General features: G+C 33.9%; 18 protein-coding genes, 2 tRNA genes and 1 rRNA gene. 18 read left to right on the top strand and 3 right to left on the bottom strand.

The features are described from left to right. Positions 1-296: 296 nt before the first annotated feature. Entirely contained in the window at positions 297-1,139 is an 843-nt protein-coding gene (locus BMX09_RS08510) for a DegV family protein (RefSeq protein ID WP_089747675.1), read from the bottom strand. A gap of 265 nt (positions 1,140-1,404) precedes the next feature. On the opposite strand from BMX09_RS08510, the gene BMX09_RS08505 reads away from it, so the two are divergent. From BMX09_RS08505 to BMX09_RS08435, 14 genes are all read left to right on the top strand, one after another. Beyond that, entirely contained in the window at positions 1,405-1,689 is a 285-nt protein-coding gene (locus BMX09_RS08505; RefSeq protein ID WP_089747673.1) for a hypothetical protein, read from the top strand. A gap of 72 nt (positions 1,690-1,761) precedes the next feature. Continuing rightward, entirely contained in the window at positions 1,762-2,283 is a 522-nt protein-coding gene (locus BMX09_RS08500; RefSeq protein WP_089747671.1) for an acyl-CoA thioesterase, read from the top strand. Between the two features lie 137 nt (positions 2,284-2,420). Continuing rightward, positions 2,421-3,002 (top strand): TVP38/TMEM64 family protein, encoded by a 582-nt coding sequence (locus tag BMX09_RS08495; protein ID WP_089747681.1) that lies wholly within the window; start codon positions 2,421-2,423, stop codon positions 3,000-3,002. 13 nt (positions 3,003-3,015) lie between these two features. Next, on the top strand, positions 3,016-3,327 hold the full coding sequence (gene yidD, locus BMX09_RS08490; RefSeq protein ID WP_089747669.1) for a membrane protein insertion efficiency factor YidD: 312 nt from the start codon (positions 3,016-3,018) through the stop codon (positions 3,325-3,327). Between the two features lie 76 nt (positions 3,328-3,403). Further along, positions 3,404-3,484: transfer RNA gene (locus tag BMX09_RS08485), tRNA-Tyr, on the top strand. A 7-nt stretch (positions 3,485-3,491) separates the two neighbouring features. Beyond that, positions 3,492-3,563, top strand: a tRNA-Gln gene (locus tag BMX09_RS08480). Between the two features lie 251 nt (positions 3,564-3,814). Continuing rightward, complete coding sequence (gene cdaA / locus BMX09_RS08475) at positions 3,815-4,660, top strand: diadenylate cyclase CdaA (RefSeq protein WP_089747667.1); 846 nt, start codon at positions 3,815-3,817, stop codon at positions 4,658-4,660. Next, entirely contained in the window at positions 4,653-5,759 is a 1,107-nt protein-coding gene (locus BMX09_RS08470; RefSeq protein ID WP_089747665.1) for a CdaR family protein, read from the top strand. The genes cdaA and BMX09_RS08470 overlap by 8 nt, the downstream gene beginning before the upstream one ends. A gap of 36 nt (positions 5,760-5,795) precedes the next feature. Next, entirely contained in the window at positions 5,796-7,148 is a 1,353-nt protein-coding gene (gene glmM / locus BMX09_RS08465) for a phosphoglucosamine mutase (protein WP_089747663.1), read from the top strand. A gap of 333 nt (positions 7,149-7,481) precedes the next feature. After that, positions 7,482-9,065 (top strand): ClC family H(+)/Cl(-) exchange transporter, encoded by a 1,584-nt coding sequence (locus BMX09_RS08455; RefSeq protein WP_245711160.1) that lies wholly within the window; start codon positions 7,482-7,484, stop codon positions 9,063-9,065. A gap of 33 nt (positions 9,066-9,098) precedes the next feature. Continuing rightward, positions 9,099-9,584, top strand: a complete 486-nt coding sequence (ybaK, locus tag BMX09_RS08450) for a Cys-tRNA(Pro) deacylase (RefSeq protein WP_089747660.1) — start codon at positions 9,099-9,101, stop codon at positions 9,582-9,584. A 16-nt stretch (positions 9,585-9,600) separates the two neighbouring features. Then, positions 9,601-10,347: a YutD family protein gene (locus tag BMX09_RS08445; RefSeq protein WP_245711159.1), complete on the top strand. Its 747-nt coding sequence runs from the start codon at positions 9,601-9,603 to the stop codon at positions 10,345-10,347. Between the two features lie 18 nt (positions 10,348-10,365). Further along, positions 10,366-11,166: a TIGR01457 family HAD-type hydrolase gene (locus BMX09_RS08440; protein WP_089747658.1), complete on the top strand. Its 801-nt coding sequence runs from the start codon at positions 10,366-10,368 to the stop codon at positions 11,164-11,166. A gap of 3 nt (positions 11,167-11,169) precedes the next feature. Beyond that, positions 11,170-11,808, top strand: coding sequence for a TIGR01906 family membrane protein (locus BMX09_RS08435; RefSeq protein ID WP_089747656.1), 639 nt, complete (start codon positions 11,170-11,172; stop codon positions 11,806-11,808). 175 nt (positions 11,809-11,983) lie between these two features. Here BMX09_RS08435 and BMX09_RS08430 read toward each other — a convergent pair whose 3' ends face one another. Further along, the gene (locus tag BMX09_RS08430; RefSeq protein WP_218138939.1) at positions 11,984-12,955 is read right to left on the bottom strand and encodes an NAD(P)/FAD-dependent oxidoreductase; all 972 of its coding nucleotides are present in this window, start codon (positions 12,953-12,955) and stop codon (positions 11,984-11,986) included. Positions 12,956-12,997: 42 nt separating this feature from the next. After that, complete coding sequence (locus BMX09_RS08425) at positions 12,998-13,504, bottom strand: divergent PAP2 family protein (protein ID WP_089747652.1); 507 nt, start codon at positions 13,502-13,504, stop codon at positions 12,998-13,000. Positions 13,505-13,675: 171 nt separating this feature from the next. On the opposite strand from BMX09_RS08425, the gene BMX09_RS08420 reads away from it, so the two are divergent. The 4 genes from BMX09_RS08420 to BMX09_RS08405 form a co-directional block, all read left to right on the top strand. Next, positions 13,676-14,263, top strand: a complete 588-nt coding sequence (locus BMX09_RS08420; protein ID WP_089747650.1) for a peptidylprolyl isomerase — start codon at positions 13,676-13,678, stop codon at positions 14,261-14,263. Positions 14,264-14,286: 23 nt separating this feature from the next. After that, positions 14,287-14,697, top strand: coding sequence for a CvfD/Ygs/GSP13 family RNA-binding post-transcriptional regulator (locus BMX09_RS08415; protein ID WP_089747647.1), 411 nt, complete (start codon positions 14,287-14,289; stop codon positions 14,695-14,697). Positions 14,698-14,801: 104 nt separating this feature from the next. After that, the gene (locus BMX09_RS08410; RefSeq protein ID WP_089747645.1) at positions 14,802-16,148 is read left to right on the top strand and encodes a glucose-6-phosphate isomerase; all 1,347 of its coding nucleotides are present in this window, start codon (positions 14,802-14,804) and stop codon (positions 16,146-16,148) included. Positions 16,149-16,773: 625 nt separating this feature from the next. After that, positions 16,774-16,859: ribosomal RNA gene (locus BMX09_RS08405) — 16S ribosomal RNA — on the top strand; the annotation flags it as partial.

The following is a 16,859-nucleotide window of genomic DNA, read 5'->3' as shown; positions in this document are numbered from 1 at the left end:
CTCTTTTGTGTGGTAAACAAGTCCACTAAGCCCTAATATAAATCTTTCAGATTTCTTTTAATAATTCCTCAACAACACTACTTGACGAAGAGCCAATTGTTAATAATAACACTACAAATAATAAAAAACTACTCTAGCAAATAAGCTAGGGTAGTTTTTTTGTGGATAAGTGCTTGAAGGTAGTGGAAGTTATTTGGCTTTAGTTGTGAATGAAAGCTGCGCCCGTGCTGCTAGGAGAAGCATGTTATCCGTAATAAAAAACGCTACAAGAACGATACTTGTAACGTTAAAAATATCTATTTTGTTTGATAACCAATTAATAAGCCATTTTCTTCGGCATAGAAGCTACATAAACCACCAGCTTCTTCAATTGTAATATCCGCAGTAGGGAATTTATCTAAGATTAATTTTTCTAATAATTGGCACCCAGTTAAGTTATCCACATGATTTAAATAGACACGACCACCATTGAAGTTATTTTTTTCCATTTCACTAACAACAGTTGCTAGGGCTTTTTTCTGTCCACGTGCTTTATGAATCATATCAATTTGTCCATCATTATTTTGGCCAATTAAACGAATATTTAATAAGCCAACAACTTTTCCTACGAGGTGATTCACTCGTCCGTTTTTCACTAAATTATCTAATGAAGATAAAACGAAAATAATTTTTGATTTTTCTAGATTAGCTTGTAAATCAGCTACCACTTCATCAAAAGTTAACCCTTTGGCGATAGATTGGTTAATTTGTTCAGCTAAAATACTAATTGGTCCAGAGCATAATAATGTATCCAGTACAAAAATATTAGCTTCTGGGTGATTTTCTAAATATAGTGATTTTGCTAATTCACAACTATTATAGCTTCCTGATAATTTAGATGAAATAGTCATGCAAATAATATTATCAGCGCCCTCAAATGCTTCTAAATAGGCATTTGGACTAGGACAAGAAGATGTGACACGATCTTCGTATGCATACATTTCTGCTAGCATTTTTTTAGTATCTAAGTTTTCATCATCAATAAATTCATGATCACCAACTTTTAAGGTTAAGGGAACATTTTTATATTGTGTGTTTGGAGCAAGGTTGTTTAATTGCTTTAAGTCGCAACTAGAATCAACAATAATTTTCCAGCTCATTATTATTACCTCCTGTGTTTTACATCAAGATAGTATCTATCTAAGTAAATTAACAATAACGTGTATCCGCTTTTTAGTCAAGAATTTATCAACGTATTAAAACACAAAGTTGACTATTTTACGAAATCCACCTAAATATCAATCATTTTTTGGTGAGATGAAAAGAGCAGTTTTTTGAAATAAAGAAAATATTTGTGTAATAAGGCACTTAATTTACATTTCTAACTAAAATGGCTATAATGTACAATAGAGTGGAGGGGAAAATATGACGTTACATAAAAAGCAAGATAAGGGTAGGATTGATGTGGAAGATTTAGGTAATTCTTTTACTAGTTATCTTATTCGCTATAGTGCATGGATTTATTTGTTTGTGATAGTAGCGGTTGTCTTTGGTTCGGTGTATCTATATAATTTTGTTGGTGGAAGAAAAGAGCATCAACATAATTTAATTCAAGAGTCAGAGATTGAATCATTAGAAAAGAAAGTAGAATTACAAGATGAACGTTTAGAAGATTTAGAACGACAAATTAATCAATTGCAAGGGCAATAGTTTATAAGCACTTAGTCAAGAGGCGAGTGCTTTTCTTATAATAACAAAACTAAAAAATAAGGGGATACAAATATGGAAGAAGCTAAAACCTGTAAGGAAAGTCGTGCTGTTCAATCGCATCGTATTTTCCCATTTGATACGAATATGCATAATACATTATTTGGTGGCCAATTAACGCGTTTAATGGATGATTGTGCTTCTATTTCAGTAGGTCGTCATTGTCGTCGTGATGCTGTGACGGCTTCGATTGATGCGATGAGTTTTTTGAAGCCTTTACCAATGGGGCATTCTGTTTGCATTGAGACTTTTGCTTCTGGAGCAGGAAAAACAAGTGTAGAAATCTTTTTTAAAATTATAGGTGAAAATCTTTTAACTGGTGAACGGTATTTAGCAGCGACTAGTTTTTGGACATTTGTAGCCTTACCAAAAGATGGGGAAATTGACTTTACTTTACCAAAAGTTGTTCCTGAAACACCAGAAGAGATTTTTATTTGTCAAGGATACCAAGAAAGACGTAAGAAACGTTTGAATGAATGGCGTTTCCAAGAGGCTTTTTCGCAACATATGACGATTGATAAGCCTTGGATGTCATAAGTCCCTTGATGAAGGATTCGTCAGTCTAAAGGCCGATTCTCTTTTTTTGAAAGCTTGCTATACTATAGGAACAAGGAGTTTAGCGGTAAAAGGGAGGGCTATTAGTGATTGATTCAATAGAAGATAAAAAATTACAAATGAACCGTCGATTAATTCGTTTAGTAACGATTATTGGTTTAGTGCTAACAATTTTTATTGGCTATCAAATTTCAACGACGCAATATTTTTCAGTAGGAGGACCATTCCAAAACTTCATTGCTCGGATTGGAATTTATGGCCCATTGTTATTTATAGTTGTTCAGATAACACAAGTGATTTATCCAGTTATTCCAGGAGGGGTAACTTGTATGGTGGGGCATGTTTTATTTGGACCGTTATGGGGATTTATCTATAATTTTACTGGGATTATGATTGGCTCGATTTGTAATTTTATTTTAGCACGAAAATATGGATATTCTTTTGCTCGAGCGTTTGTTAGCGAAAAGACCTATCAAAAATATATAGCCTATTTAGCAAATGACAAAAAATTTGAGCGTTTCCTAATTGGCGCATTTATATTGCCAGGTTTTCCAGATGATTTTTTATGTATGGTAGCAGGTCTTAGTAAAATGAGTCTAAAACGCTTTGTAGCTATTAGTTTTCTAGCAAAACCAGCAACATTATATCTCTATACGATTATTGGCTTAAAAGGCATTCAATATATTCTGAATTTGTTATAAGAAAGAGGCGAAGATGTTTAAAAAATTAGCAATAGGATTGGTGCGTACCTATCAACGATTTATCTCCCCAATGTTTCCACCAAGTTGTATTTATACGCCAAGTTGCTCAAATTATACTATTCAAGCGATTAAACACCACGGTGTAATAAAGGGTAGTATTATGGGAATTGGTAGAATCCTACGCTGTCATCCATTTATTACAGGTGGAGAAGATCCAGTGCCGGATTATTTTACCTTAAGGCGGAATAAGGACTTTAGACAAGTAAAAAAAGCTAAAGATTTACAAGAATTTGTTAGAAATCAAAAAAATCAAAAAAACTTTTAAAAAGTACTTGCATATATTTTCATTATAGGTTATTATATTGAAGTAGCAGAAATGCAACAAACAATTTAATAGCTATGGAGGGGTAGCGAAGTGGCTAAACGCGGCGGACTGTAAATCCGCTCCTTCGGGTTCGGCAGTTCGAATCTGCCCCCCTCCATTACCATTGGGGTATGGCCAAGCGGTAAGGCAACAGACTTTGACTCTGTCATGCGTTGGTTCGAATCCAGCTACCCCAGTAATAAGACAGGTAAGTGAGATGATTATCATCTCGCTTTTTTTGTATATCAAAATAGCTGGTGAATCTATCGAAGTTTTATGTTAAAAATAGTTATTACAAAAGTGAAAATAGGTTCAGTTTATGATAATGAAGCGTACTAATCTTATTGGAGAGAGTTACTAGTGGATGCTGGTTTGCTGAAAGGGCTTTGCTAAAAATAAATTTATGGTATAATAATGAGGTTAAGATACCAAGAAAGAGGGGGAAAGTATGCCTAGTTTCAAAGAAGCTATTATGTCATGGGATACCATTCGAAATGTCATCGATATATTAGTGGTATGGTTTTTAATTTATAAATTATTAGAAATTATTAAAGGGACAAAAGCTGTTCATTTAATAAGAGGGATTCTAGTTATAGCCTTAACGAAACTGATTAGTTATACTTTAGGATTAACAACACTTGATTGGATTATTAATTTAGTAATTCAATGGGGAGTGATTGCGTCGATTATTATTTTTCAACCTGAAATTAGACGAGGGTTAGAACATATCGGTCGTACAAATCTATTTAGTAAAAAGCATCATAGTGTTAATCAGGCTGAACGAATGATTGAAGAATTAAATACTTCCGTTCAGTATATGGCAAAACGTCGCATCGGTGCATTAATTTGTATTGAGAAGTCTAATAGTTTACAAGAGTATATTAGAACAGGGATTATGATTGATTCAAAAATTAGTAATCAATTAGTAACGAATATCTTTATTCCCAATACTCCATTACACGATGGCGCAACGATTATCAGGGATTGTAAAATAGTTGCTTCATCATGTTATTTACCATTATCAGAAAATATGTTGATTCCAAAAGAATTAGGAACAAGGCATCGTGCGGCTATTGGTTTAAGTGAAGTAACAGACGCGGTGACGATTGTTATTTCAGAAGAAACTGGTGATGTAAGCATCGCATATAAAGATCAATTGCAGCGTCAATTATCACCAGAAGAATTTGTCACAATTTTAAGTGAGCATTTTGTATCGGATGAGGAACAGTCTAAAAAAGATATTGTATTTCATTCGATTGTTGATTTCCTAAAAGGGGGGTCAAAAAATGATTAATAAAATCATTAATAAAAAGTGGTTTTTAGTAATTAGTTCGTTTTTAATTGCGATTATGTTATTTGCATATGCGAGGGAATTAAAGAATCCATCGCAAACAAGTAGTGTAGTCAATGTTTCGAATTCGCAATTAGTCTCTAATGTGCCAGTCATTGTGAATATGGATCAAACAACATATACTGTTAGTGGTTTACCAGAAACAGTGACCGTTCGTTTGGAAGGCAATAGCACAAAGGTTTTACTAGCTACAACAAATAATGCTTTTCGTGTTGAAACACCAGATTTAGATCAATTAGGACCTGGGCAGCATATCATTACGTATAAGGTAACAGGTTTAAATGAGGGAGTTACAGCAACGGTTACACCTGCAGAGTCAGAAATAGTGATTGAAGAGAAGAAAACCATTACAAAACCAGTTGAGATTGAAGTAGATAGTAAAGCATTATCTGATGTCTATGAACAAGGTGATGCGGAGTCTCAACCAGAATCGGTAAAAGTGAGTGGTTCAGAATCATTAATTAATCAAGTTGATCGTGTTGTTGCACGTGTGATATTAACGGAACAGACTAAAACAGATTATATGGTTACTGCTCCAGTTGAGGCGATTGATGCTTCAGGAACGGCATTAGACGTAAAAGTTGAACCAGAAACAGTGGAAGTTCATGTGCCGATTACGGCCATTAGTAAAGTTGTACCGATTAAAATTATTCAAACTGGTTCAGCAACAAATGATTTCCAATTAAAATTATCTAAAACACAAGTAACATTAGTCGCTAATCGTCAAGTATTAAATAGCATTAGTTATTTACCACTAACTGTTGATATTAGTCAATTTACTAAGTCAGAAACAAGAACTATTGAATTAGCAGCGCCAGAAAATATTGAGACAGTTATTCCAAGTCAAATTGATCTAATCATCAGTGTAAAAGATAGTGAGTCAAGTTCAGATACAGAGAGTTCAGGTGCAGAGAGTTCAGAAGAAAAACAAAATACAGAATCCGAACAAGAAAGTTCAGAAAATTCATCAAGTAATAATCAAGTTGTTACAGAAGAGGAACATACAAAAAAACAAATTCAATCAAATCAATCGAATCAATAATTGTTATTATTGAGGAATAACGAAGGAGAATGAAAAATGGGAAAATATTTTGGAACAGATGGTGTCAGAGGTGTAGCAAACTCTGAGTTAACACCAGAATTAGCATTTAAATTAGGGCGTTTTGGAGGATATGTTTTATTAAAACAATCTGAAGGAGAGCATCCTAGAGTTTTAGTTGGTCGTGATACACGTATTTCAGGTCAATTATTAGAACATGCTTTAATTGCTGGTTTATTATCTGTTGGGATTGAAGTTATGCAGTTAGGTGTTATTCCAACACCTGGAGTTGCGTATTTAACTCGTGTACAGGGAGCCGTAGCTGGGGTTATGATTTCAGCTTCACATAATCCAGCACAAGATAATGGGATTAAATTCTTTGGAGCAGATGGCTTTAAATTATCAGATGATACTGAATTAGAAATTGAAGCACTATTAGATGCTGATGAAGATACTTTACCAAGACCAGCAACAGGTGAATTAGGAACAGTTGATGAATATTTAGAAGGTAGCTTAAAATATTCACAATTCTTACAAAATACTATCGAAGGCGACTTTTCAGGCATGAAAGTAGCATTAGATGGCGCAAATGGCGCAACTGCACCACTATTAACACGTTTATTTGCAGACTTAGATGCAGACTTTTATACAATGGGTGTTAAACCAAATGGCGTCAATATTAATGACGGCGTTGGTTCAACACATCCAGAAGCTTTAGCAAAATTTGTCGTTGAAAAAGAAGCACAATTAGGACTAAGCTTTGATGGTGATGGGGATCGTTGTATTGCAATTGATGAAAATGGTCAAATCGTTGATGGCGATAAAATTATGTACATTTGTGGTAAATACTTAAAAGAACAAGGTAAATTAGTTAAAAATACAATTGTTTCAACAGTAATGAGTAATTTAGGTTTCCATAAAATTGTGGAAGAATCAGGTATGATTGCTTTACAAACTAAAGTCGGTGACCGTTATGTTGTTGAAGAAATGCGTAAAAATGGTTATACATTTGGTGGCGAACAATCAGGACATATTATTTTCCTAGATTTAAATACAACAGGTGATGGATTATTAACAGGGATTCAATTAATGGCTGTAATGAAAGAAACAGGCAAACCATTAAGTGAATTAGCTCAAGAAGTACCAACTTATCCACAAGAATTAGTTAATATTCGTGTAACTGATAAAAATAATGTGATGTCAGTACCAGCAATCAAAGAAGTTATTGAAGCTGTTGAAGCTCAAATGGATGGTAATGGACGCGTCTTAGTTCGCCCTAGTGGAACAGAACCATTAATTCGTGTAATGGTTGAAGCACCAACTGATGAATTATGCCATGAATATGTTGAACGCATTAGTGATGTTGTTCGTCAAGAAGTTGGAATTGATTAAAAATCAGTTTTTGATTGTACTTCTTTGCTGAAAAGCAGAAATTTACCGCTAATGTGGTCGTTGGACCGCTTGGTAATGAAAGTTCTGATTTAAATAGATTTACACTTGTAACTCCAAAATCTGAAAATGATGTACGATTACAAGCTATACTTGATAATCAGAACCCCATGGGCTTGCCCGTGGGAGCAGTCAGGGGGAAAGCTAGAGTAGAGATGCTCTAGCTTTTTGCTATTATCATACAAATAAAAGAACAGGATAAAAATGGTATTTCATATAAAATGAAACAAATATTTGTTATAATTGACAACAGAATAATTGGAAAGAAGGAGTATTGTGGGTAAGCATAAAATTATTTCATCATTGCATTCAAAGGTTTGGTATATTGGAGTTGGGGCCTGTGTTGGGGCAGTTGCTGGTGTGATTGTTAGTCTATTTAGGATGTCAATTTCGCATATTTTAAGTTGGGTAGTTAGTGTCTATCAAGTGATGCAATATCAACCACTTTGGTTACTAGCTTGGATTCCGCTAACAATTGCTGTAGGTTTGTTACTAGGTCAATTAGTTAAAAAAAATCCAAATATTAAAGGTAGTGGGATTCCACAGGTAGAGTTACATATTCAAGGGAAGTTGCCGCTTAATTGGTGGATGGATTTATGGCAAAAATTCGTTGGTGGTTTACTATCAATTGGTTCTGGTTTGTTATTAGGTCGTGAAGGTCCTTCCATTCAACTAGGAGCTAGTGTTGGTCAAGGTTTTGCTAAGGTATTACATGAACCACGCTCGCAAGAAAATGTATTAATTTCAAGTGGGGCGGGAGCTGGTTTGGCAGCTGCTTTTAATGCACCGATTGCTGGGTTAATGTTCGTTTTAGAAGAAGTTCATCATACCTTTAGTCCAATTGTTGCGGTAACAACTTTAACGGCTGCGGTAGTGAGTAATTTTGTGGCACAAACGATTTTTGGTGTGGCTCCAGCGTTAAGTTTAGTGAATAATCAACGTTTTCCTTTAAGATTTTATGGTTATATTATTGGTTTAGGGATTTTCTTAGGTTTTGCTGGTTGGTTATACCAACGAAATACAGTTGCTTTAAAGAAAATTTTTGCCAAGGCATTACCAAAAGTACCCAATTATTATTATGGGATTATCTCAATGCTAGCGATTATTCCATTAGGGATCTTGCGACCTGATTTTTTAGGTGGAGGCGGAGAATTAATTTTAGAATTAGTAGAAGGTAATCCGACAATTAGTTTTTTAATGCTATTATTTATTGTTCGTTTTATTTTTTCAATGGTCTCATATGGTAGTGGTTTACCAGGGGGAATCTTTTTACCAATCTTATCTTTAGGAGCAATTTTAGGGTTAATTTATGGTAAAATTGTGATTACTTATTGTGGTGTTCCAGAAGAATTTTTAGTAAGTTTTGTCTTTTTTGCGATGGCAGGATATTTTGCCTCAATTGGTAAAGCGCCACTAACTGCTCTATTATTAGTAACAGAAATGGTAGGCGGGTTGAATCAATTGATGCCACTGGGAATTTGTACTTTATCAGCATTTATCGTAGCAGATTTATTACGTGTGGAACCAATTTATGAAAAATTAGCCGAACAAATTACTGGTGAACATATGGGTCATAAAGAAGGTCGTCGTACTACATTTGAAGTACCAATTTTTGTGGAAAGTCCTTTAGTAGGCAAACAAATTAAAGAAATCGCTTGGCCAAAAGAAGTTATTTTAGCAACAATTCGCCGTGGAGCTGTTGAAGAAATCGTAAAGGGTGATGTTGTCTTACAACCGGGTGATATTTTAGTGGCAGTAACCGATAAAGGAATTATTGCTGCAATGTATGATGAATTAGAATATTTAGTTAAATATGGTGTACCACGCATGACTAGTCGAACTAAAAATCTGAATTCATAAAAAAAGTATGATAAAATAATTAAAGTAGGTGTTATTTTGAAGAAGAAAGTAATAAAAACAAATGCAGTTAGGATGATTGAACAAAAGAAAATTCCTTATACTGTTCATGAATATGAGTGGGATGAACAGAATCTAGACGCAATGCATGTGGCGCATGATATGGGAGTTTCACCTGAAGAAATCTATAAAACCATTGTATTGCACGGTGATAAGACAGGCTATCTTGCAGCTTGTGTGGCAGGCGATATGGAATTGAATCTCAAAGCCTTAGCAAAAGTATCAGGTAATAAAAAAGTTGAATTAATTCCAGTAAAAGATCTAGAAAAATTAACGGGCTATGTACGTGGTGGCTGTTCACCAATCGGTATGAAAAAGCAATTCCCAACATATATCGATGAAGTTGCAAAAGAACAAAAGACTATTCGTGTATCGGGTGGCAAACGTGGTATTCAAATCGAATTAACACCGGAAGATTTACAAAAGATGACCAGAGCAATTTGGTTTATAAATAATGGATAGAAAAGAAGGTGGCTAAGTGAAAGAAGATAAACAAAAAAAGGTAACGATCACAGAAAAAGATATAAAAGAAGCTCTTAATGAGATAACAGTTGATGGGGAAAGCTTAGTAGCAGATTCTTCTGTTGAACCAGTCCCACAATATGTAGAAATGATTGATAAAGAGCATTTAACGATTCAAGGAGTTGCTTATACACTAATCGAAAATTATCGTGATGGCTTTAATGCAGAAGCGTTGAATGGGCGATATCATGATGTTTTAGATAAGTATGATTATATCGTTGGTGATTGGGGCTTTGAGCAATTACGTTTAAAAGGTTTCTTTCGAGATGATGCGAAACAAGTAACTTATGAAAAGAAAATTCAATATTTACAAGATTATTTATATGAATTTTGTAATTTTGGCTGCTCGTATTTTGTCATTAAACGTGATGTTCCAGTTCCAATTGAAGAAAGAACAGTTAAAAACTTTGAAAAACGACAACATAAAAAACGTTCAAACAATTCAAATAATAAGAACAAAAAAGCTTATCAAAATGATAAGAAAACGAAAAAACGTTCTGAACAGTTCGCTCCAACTAATAAAAAGAAAAAAGATACTTCACCGCGTAATCCAAAAAATAAAAAAACAGCAAGAAATTTCCAAATTAAAGAACGCGATCAAGCACAAATGCCAAAAAACCATAAAACACCTGTCAAAGTACCAGCAAAAGGTCCAACAAATAAAAATCGTAAAAAACAATTCAAAATTAGAGAAACAAAATAAATTGTTTGGAGGGCAATTATGAAACAAGAATATAAAGCATATTTCATCGATTTAGACGGCACAATGTATATGGGTAAAAATCGTATTCCAAGTGCGGAAGCATTTATTAAAAGACTACAAAAAAAAGACATTCCTTTTTTATTTGTAACTAATAATGCCACCAAAACAACCCAACAAGTAGCAGATAAATTACATAATCACTACGATACAACAGTAGAAGCAAATCAAGTGTATACAAGTGCTGTAGCATCAGTGGATTATTTATTAGAACATCATCCAGGTGCGAAAATTTTCTTATTAGGTTCAGAGTCATTAAGAGGACAATTAGTCGAAGCGGGCTTTACCTTAGTCGATAACAATCCAGATGTTGTCTTACAATCATTAGATATCAATTTAGACTATCAAAAATTAGAAAAAGCAACTTTAGCAATTCGTAATGGTGCAGCTTTTGTAGTGACAAATATCGATTCAAATATTCCAAATGAAAAAGGATTATGCCCAGGTTCAGGTGCAACAACTGCCTTTTTAAGATGCTCAACAGGACAAGAACCAGTGATTATTGGTAAGCCAAGTTCAGTTATTATGGAAGGGGCTATTCACCACTTGAATGAGCAATTAAAAGCAGCTGGTAAACAAGCTTTAACTAAAGAAGAAATCGTGATGGTTGGTGATAATTATACAACTGATATTATGGCGGGGGTTAATGTTTCTATGGATACATTAATGGTCTTAACAGGATTTTCATCACGTGAGGATTTAGTAACTGTAGAAGCCCAGCCGACTCATATTGTAGAAGATTTAACGCATTGGGAGTTATAATTTATGAATCATCAATCATTAAAAATTAGCTTACAAACAATTTGTATGGCATTATTTTTATTAAGCTTTTCGATTGCGGTGGTTATTGTACTTACACCATTATATAGTCTGGCGATTGATTGGTTTTCAATTGAAGAGCAAACAGGATTTTCAAAAGAGATACTTACTAAAAATTATCAAGTGTTAATTCAGTATTTAATTAATCCCTTTGATAGTCATTTACAGATGCCAGATTTCTCTAGTTCAACTAATGGTTTACAGCATTTTCGTGATGTAAAACAATTATTTTTATTAGATTTAGCCTGTGTACCGCTTTTGGGAGGGGTAACGTATTGGCTACTACAACAGATGAAGCAACAAAAGACATATTGGTATTACATTAAGCCATTTTGGTGGATGATTGTCACTCCATTATCATTAGCTATCGTAGGAAGCGTTACTTTCCGTGATGCATTTTTACTATTTCATAAGTTAATGTTTAGAAATACTACTTGGCTATTTGATCCTAAGTATGATCCGATTATTTTGGCATTGCCAGAACAATATTTTATGATGTGCTTTGTATTAATTTTAGGATTATTTACAGTACTAGCGATTAGTTTAGAATTAATGGTTAGGCGTAAAGCAAAAATAAATAGATAAAAGGACTCTCTCTACTAGTAATTAGCTAGTGGGGGAGTTTTTTGTTTGAAGAAATTTTTGTAAAAACTATTAGTAGCCCCAAAAGACTCATCAACAAATACATCATCACCCAGTACAAAAAATACAGCATAAAAAAACAGCAACTCATTAAAGAGTTACTGTTAAAAATTTACTATTAGAATAATGATGTACTATGCATTGGATGTGCACGCTCGTCTGGATTGATAAATGATACAGCATTATTAACCGCTGTAGGAGCTTCACCAAAACCAGATGCAATCATTTTAACTTTACCAGGATAAGTAGCGATATCGCCAACTGCATAAATTCCAGGAATAGTTGTTTCTGTTTTGCTATTGGTAATAATTGAATTACGCTCAACTTCAAAGCCCCAATTTTTTAAGCCACCAATAGATGACGAGAAGCCATAGTTGACTAAGAAATCATCAACTTCAATAGTTTCTGCTTTTTCACCACGTACTTCTTTAAAAGTAACTGATGATAAAGTCTTACCATCACCATTAATTCGCAAAGGAACAAAGGGTGTTAAGACATGAATATCTGATTCAAGCATTTGATTCACACTATGTTCTTGCGCACGGAATTGTTTGCGACGGTGGATAACATGAACTTCTTTTGCTAAAGGTTCTAAAGTTAAGGCCCAGTCAATTGCAGAATCGCCACCCCCACAAATTGCTACACGACGATTGCGGAATTGTTCGATATTATTCACGAAATAATGTAAATTTGTATTCTCATATAGTTCAGCATTTTCAATTTCCAAACGACGCGGTCTAAAAGCACCATTCCCGCAAGCAATAATAATTGCTTTACTATAATGAGTTGCTTTAGTTGTCGTAATTTCAAAAATATCATCAACTTTCTTTAATTGGAAAGCTTCTTCGCCTAAACAAATGGTCGTATCTTTAAAACGTGACAATTGTTTTTTTAAATTCGTGATTAATGTCCCTGCCATAATTTCAGGGTAAGCAGGAATATCATAAATCATTTTTTCTGGATATAACATTCCAGGCTGACCACCTAATTGAGGTAAACTCTCAATAATTTTTACTTTAGCTTGGCGTAACCCAGCATAAAAGGCAGTGTATAAACCAACTGGTCCACCCCCAATAATTGTAATATCCATGATTTCTTTTGTATCCAATGTAGATCCTCCTAGTGTAAATTTCTATAAAAAGAATTTGCTTAATAAAAATGCAATAATAATCCCTGTAATAGCACCCGCTAAAACTTCAGACGGTTTATGACCTAAATATTTTTTGATAATTAAACTATCATCTTCTTCTAATAAATTATCAATAGCTTCTTCATCATTTAATTTGATATCAGGTAAAACTGGTCCATTCTTTTTAGTATACTCATCGAATATGCGGCTAATTAATACACCTTGTTCCCCGCATTGACGACGAACACCCATTGCATCAAACATGACAATCATCCCAAAAGTAGTAGCAATTGCAACATAGGGTGAATCAAAGCCATTTTGTAAGACTAATGCTGTAATGAGTGAAGTAACTGCAGCAGAGTGAGAACTAGGCATACCGCCAGTCGAAGTCATAATCGATAAGGATGCATTTTTGCTGCGTTTGATATGTGCAATAGGAAATTTAATGAATTGAGCAAATAAAATCGAGCACACCGCAGCCATTAGTGGATAATTTGATAATAAACCCATAAACTAATCACCATCCGATTTCTTCTTGTACATATAACTATACCACGAATTTACGAAAAAAAACAAAAGAAATATCGTACAAGATAAAATTGTTGAACTAGAAAAAAACGTTAGAATGTGTTTTAATGGGAATTGTAGTTAACTAGATAAAATTTAAAGGAGAATGATATTATGACAGTATATCCACAATTAATCGAAGCACAAGAAACAAATCCAAAAGTAAAAATGGAAACAACTATGGGGACAATTATTTTAGAAATGTTTCCAGAACAAGCGCCAAAAACAGTTGAAAACTTTTTAATTCACACAACAAATGGTTATTATGATGATGTTATCTTCCACCGTGTTATTGAAGACTTTATGATTCAAGGTGGCGACCCAACAGGAACAGGAATGGGTGGTGAATCTGCATGGGGTGGCAAATTTAATGATGAATTTAGCCGTGAAGTATTTAACCTATATGGTAGCTTATCAATGGCTAATGCTGGACCGAACACTAATGGTAGTCAATTCTTTATCGTTACCGCAAAACACGTACCAGCAACAATGCTACAACAATTAAAAGATGGTGGTTGGCCAGAAGAAATCATTGAAGACTATGCTAAAAATGGTGGGACTCCATGGTTAGATCACCGTCATACAGTATTTGGACGCGTAATCGAAGGAATGGATGTTGTTGAAGCAATCCAAACAGTAGAAAAAAATGCACAAGATAAACCATTAAAAGACGTTAAAATCGAAAAAATGACTGTATTATAAGCCAGAAGAAATGAGGGCTAAAAATGACTTTAAAGTATAAAATCGGTGATATATTAACCGGAACTGTAACAGGTATCCAAGCATATGGTGTCTTTGTATCATTAGATGAAGAAACGCAAGGATTAGTGCATATTTCAGAATGTAAACATGGTTATATGGAAAATCTACAAGAATTTGTAAAAGTAGGAGATATTATCCAAGCAAAAATTATCGATATAGATGAATATACACAAAAGATTAGTCTATCAATGCGTGCCTTACAATCTCTTGATACACCAAGTGAACCTGCCAAACGCAAAAGACGTAAAAAACGCTATACACCATCAATTGGATTTGTCAGCTTAGAACAACAAATGCCAAAATGGATTGAAGAAGCTAAGCGTGAATTTGTTGAAAGCAAAAATGAAAACAAAAACGAAAAAGAAAATGCTTGAAAACTGAGTAAAACTTTTCGCAATTATAGAGAAATACTGGTATAATAACCATGAAATAAAGTTCTAGCTAAATTTCAGTAATAGATTATTGAGGAGGAAAGTAAATGAAACATATTTCATTTGATTATTCAAAAGCATTAGGATTCTTTGACCAACATGAAGTGGATTACTTACAATCACAAGTAACTGCTGTTGATAAAGATTTACGTGAAGGAACAGGCGCAGGTAGTGATTTCACTGGTTGGGTTAACTTACCTAAATCGTACGACAAGGAAGAATTTGCACGCATTAAAGCAGCAGCTAAAAAAATTCAAAGTGATTCAGAAGTTTTAGTTGTTATTGGTATTGGCGGATCTTATTTAGGAGCTCGTGCAGCAATTGATTTCTTAAATAACTCATTCTATAACCACTTACCAGCATCAGAACGCAAAACACCACAAGTATTATTTGCAGGTAATAGCATTAGCTCAACATATTTACACGATTTAATCCAATTAATTGGTGATCGTGATTTCTCAGTTAACATTATATCTAAATCAGGAACAACAACTGAACCAGCTATTGCTTTCCGTGTATTTAAAGATTTATTAATTAAAAAATATGGTAAAGAAGAAGCTATTAGCCGTATTTATGCAACAACTGACCGTGCTCGTGGTGCATTAAAAAGCGAAGCAGACGTTGAAGGTTACCAAACATTTGTTATCCCTGATAGCGTAGGTGGACGTTTCACAGTCTTAACACCAGTAGGATTATTACCAATTGCTGTAACAGGTGCAGACATTGACGCATTAATGGAAGGTGCAAGCGATGCAGTAGATGCATATTCAAGCTCTGACTTAAAAGAAAATGAAGCATACCAATACGCAGCAATCCGAAACTTGCTATATAGAAAAGGTAAAGTAACTGAATTATTAATCAATTATGAACCATCATTACAATACTTCTCAGAATGGTGGAAACAATTATTTGGCGAGTCTGAAGGTAAAGACCAAAAAGGAATTTACCCATCAAGTGCTAACTTCTCAACAGATTTACACTCTCTTGGCCAATATATCCAAGAAGGACGTCGTAACATCTTTGAAACAGTTATTAAGGTGGACACTCCTCGCAAAACAGTAATGATTCCAGCGCAAACAGAAGATTTAGATGGCTTAGGTTACTTAGAAGGAAAAGATATGGACTTTGTAAATACAAAAGCCTACCAAGGAACTTTATTAGCACATACAGATGGAGATGTACCTAATTTATTAGTAACAATACCGGATATGACAGCTTATACTTTAGGACACTTAATCTACTTCTTTGAGATTGCAGTAGGTATTTCAGGATACTTAAATGGCGTAAATCCATTTGACCAACCAGGTGTAGAAGCATACAAGAAAAATATGTTCGCATTATTAGGCAAACCAGGATTTGAAGATTTAGCTAAAGAATTAAACGAACGCCTATAATCTAATATCGTAACCAACAAAAGGGGGCTTTTAAGCTCTCTTTTTTTTACTTTTAACAGAACCACCGATAAAATATCACAGTGAAAATATAACCACTAAAGAAAAAACTTATAAAGTCCATGATTGATAATTGATGAATAGCGATAGATTGCAATTTAAAAAAACTCTAGATAAAAATAAAAAAACATCGAAAAACTTATTGACACTATGGCTGTTTTCATGATAATATTACGTTACTGTTTGAGAAACGCAGTAAACATTGATATGAAACAAAAACAAATTAAAAAAGTTTTAAAAAAGTATTGACAACAATCAATGAAATAAGGTATCATAGTTTTACTGTTTGGAATAAACAGAAAACATTTTCTAAAGAAAAGTTTTTAAAAATAAAATTTAAAAATATTTTCAAAAAAGTGTTGACAAGTTAAATCAAACATGGTATTATTTAGAAGTTGTCAGCGAGACAACGAATTGAACTTTGAAAATTGAACAAAGAAGACGAACCAAATGTGTAGGGGCTTCATTTTGAATGAAGCAAACTATCAATTTCTTTTTATAATAGAAATAAAACAAATATAAGTCAGCAACAAAACAATAATGAGCTTTCAAAAGCTCGTGAAATAATTTTCATGAGAGTTTGATCCTGGCTCAGGACGAACGCTGGCGGCGTGCCTAATACATGCAAGTCGAGCGAAGAAACAACAGGTGCTT

The organism is Granulicatella balaenopterae, from assembly GCF_900111135.1.
Classification (GTDB): Bacteria; Bacillota; Bacilli; order Lactobacillales; family Aerococcaceae; genus Granulicatella; species Granulicatella balaenopterae.
This window is presented reverse-complemented; position numbering and strand designations above follow the sequence as displayed.

Excerpts from the sequence above, each read along its gene's own strand:
- cdaA (WP_089747667.1), top strand. The coding sequence starts at position 3,815 with ATGCCTAGTTTCAAAGAAGCTATTATGTCATGGGATACCATTCGAAAT.
- BMX09_RS08500 (WP_089747671.1), top strand. The coding sequence starts at position 1,762 with ATGGAAGAAGCTAAAACCTGTAAGGAAAGTCGTGCTGTTCAATCGCAT.
- BMX09_RS08510 (WP_089747675.1), bottom strand. The coding sequence starts at position 1,139 with ATGAGCTGGAAAATTATTGTTGATTCTAGTTGCGACTTAAAGCAATTA.
- glmM (WP_089747663.1), top strand. The coding sequence starts at position 5,796 with ATGGGAAAATATTTTGGAACAGATGGTGTCAGAGGTGTAGCAAACTCT.
- BMX09_RS08415 (WP_089747647.1), top strand. The coding sequence starts at position 14,287 with ATGACTTTAAAGTATAAAATCGGTGATATATTAACCGGAACTGTAACA.
- BMX09_RS08470 (WP_089747665.1), top strand. The coding sequence starts at position 4,653 with ATGATTAATAAAATCATTAATAAAAAGTGGTTTTTAGTAATTAGTTCG.
- BMX09_RS08505 (WP_089747673.1), top strand. The coding sequence starts at position 1,405 with ATGACGTTACATAAAAAGCAAGATAAGGGTAGGATTGATGTGGAAGAT.
- BMX09_RS08440 (WP_089747658.1), top strand. The coding sequence starts at position 10,366 with ATGAAACAAGAATATAAAGCATATTTCATCGATTTAGACGGCACAATG.
- BMX09_RS08435 (WP_089747656.1), top strand. The coding sequence starts at position 11,170 with ATGAATCATCAATCATTAAAAATTAGCTTACAAACAATTTGTATGGCA.
- BMX09_RS08430 (WP_218138939.1), bottom strand. The coding sequence starts at position 12,955 with ATGGATATTACAATTATTGGGGGTGGACCAGTTGGTTTATACACTGCC.
- BMX09_RS08420 (WP_089747650.1), top strand. The coding sequence starts at position 13,676 with ATGACAGTATATCCACAATTAATCGAAGCACAAGAAACAAATCCAAAA.
- yidD (WP_089747669.1), top strand. The coding sequence starts at position 3,016 with ATGTTTAAAAAATTAGCAATAGGATTGGTGCGTACCTATCAACGATTT.
- BMX09_RS08425 (WP_089747652.1), bottom strand. The coding sequence starts at position 13,504 with ATGGGTTTATTATCAAATTATCCACTAATGGCTGCGGTGTGCTCGATT.
- BMX09_RS08410 (WP_089747645.1), top strand. The coding sequence starts at position 14,802 with ATGAAACATATTTCATTTGATTATTCAAAAGCATTAGGATTCTTTGAC.
- BMX09_RS08495 (WP_089747681.1), top strand. The coding sequence starts at position 2,421 with ATGAACCGTCGATTAATTCGTTTAGTAACGATTATTGGTTTAGTGCTA.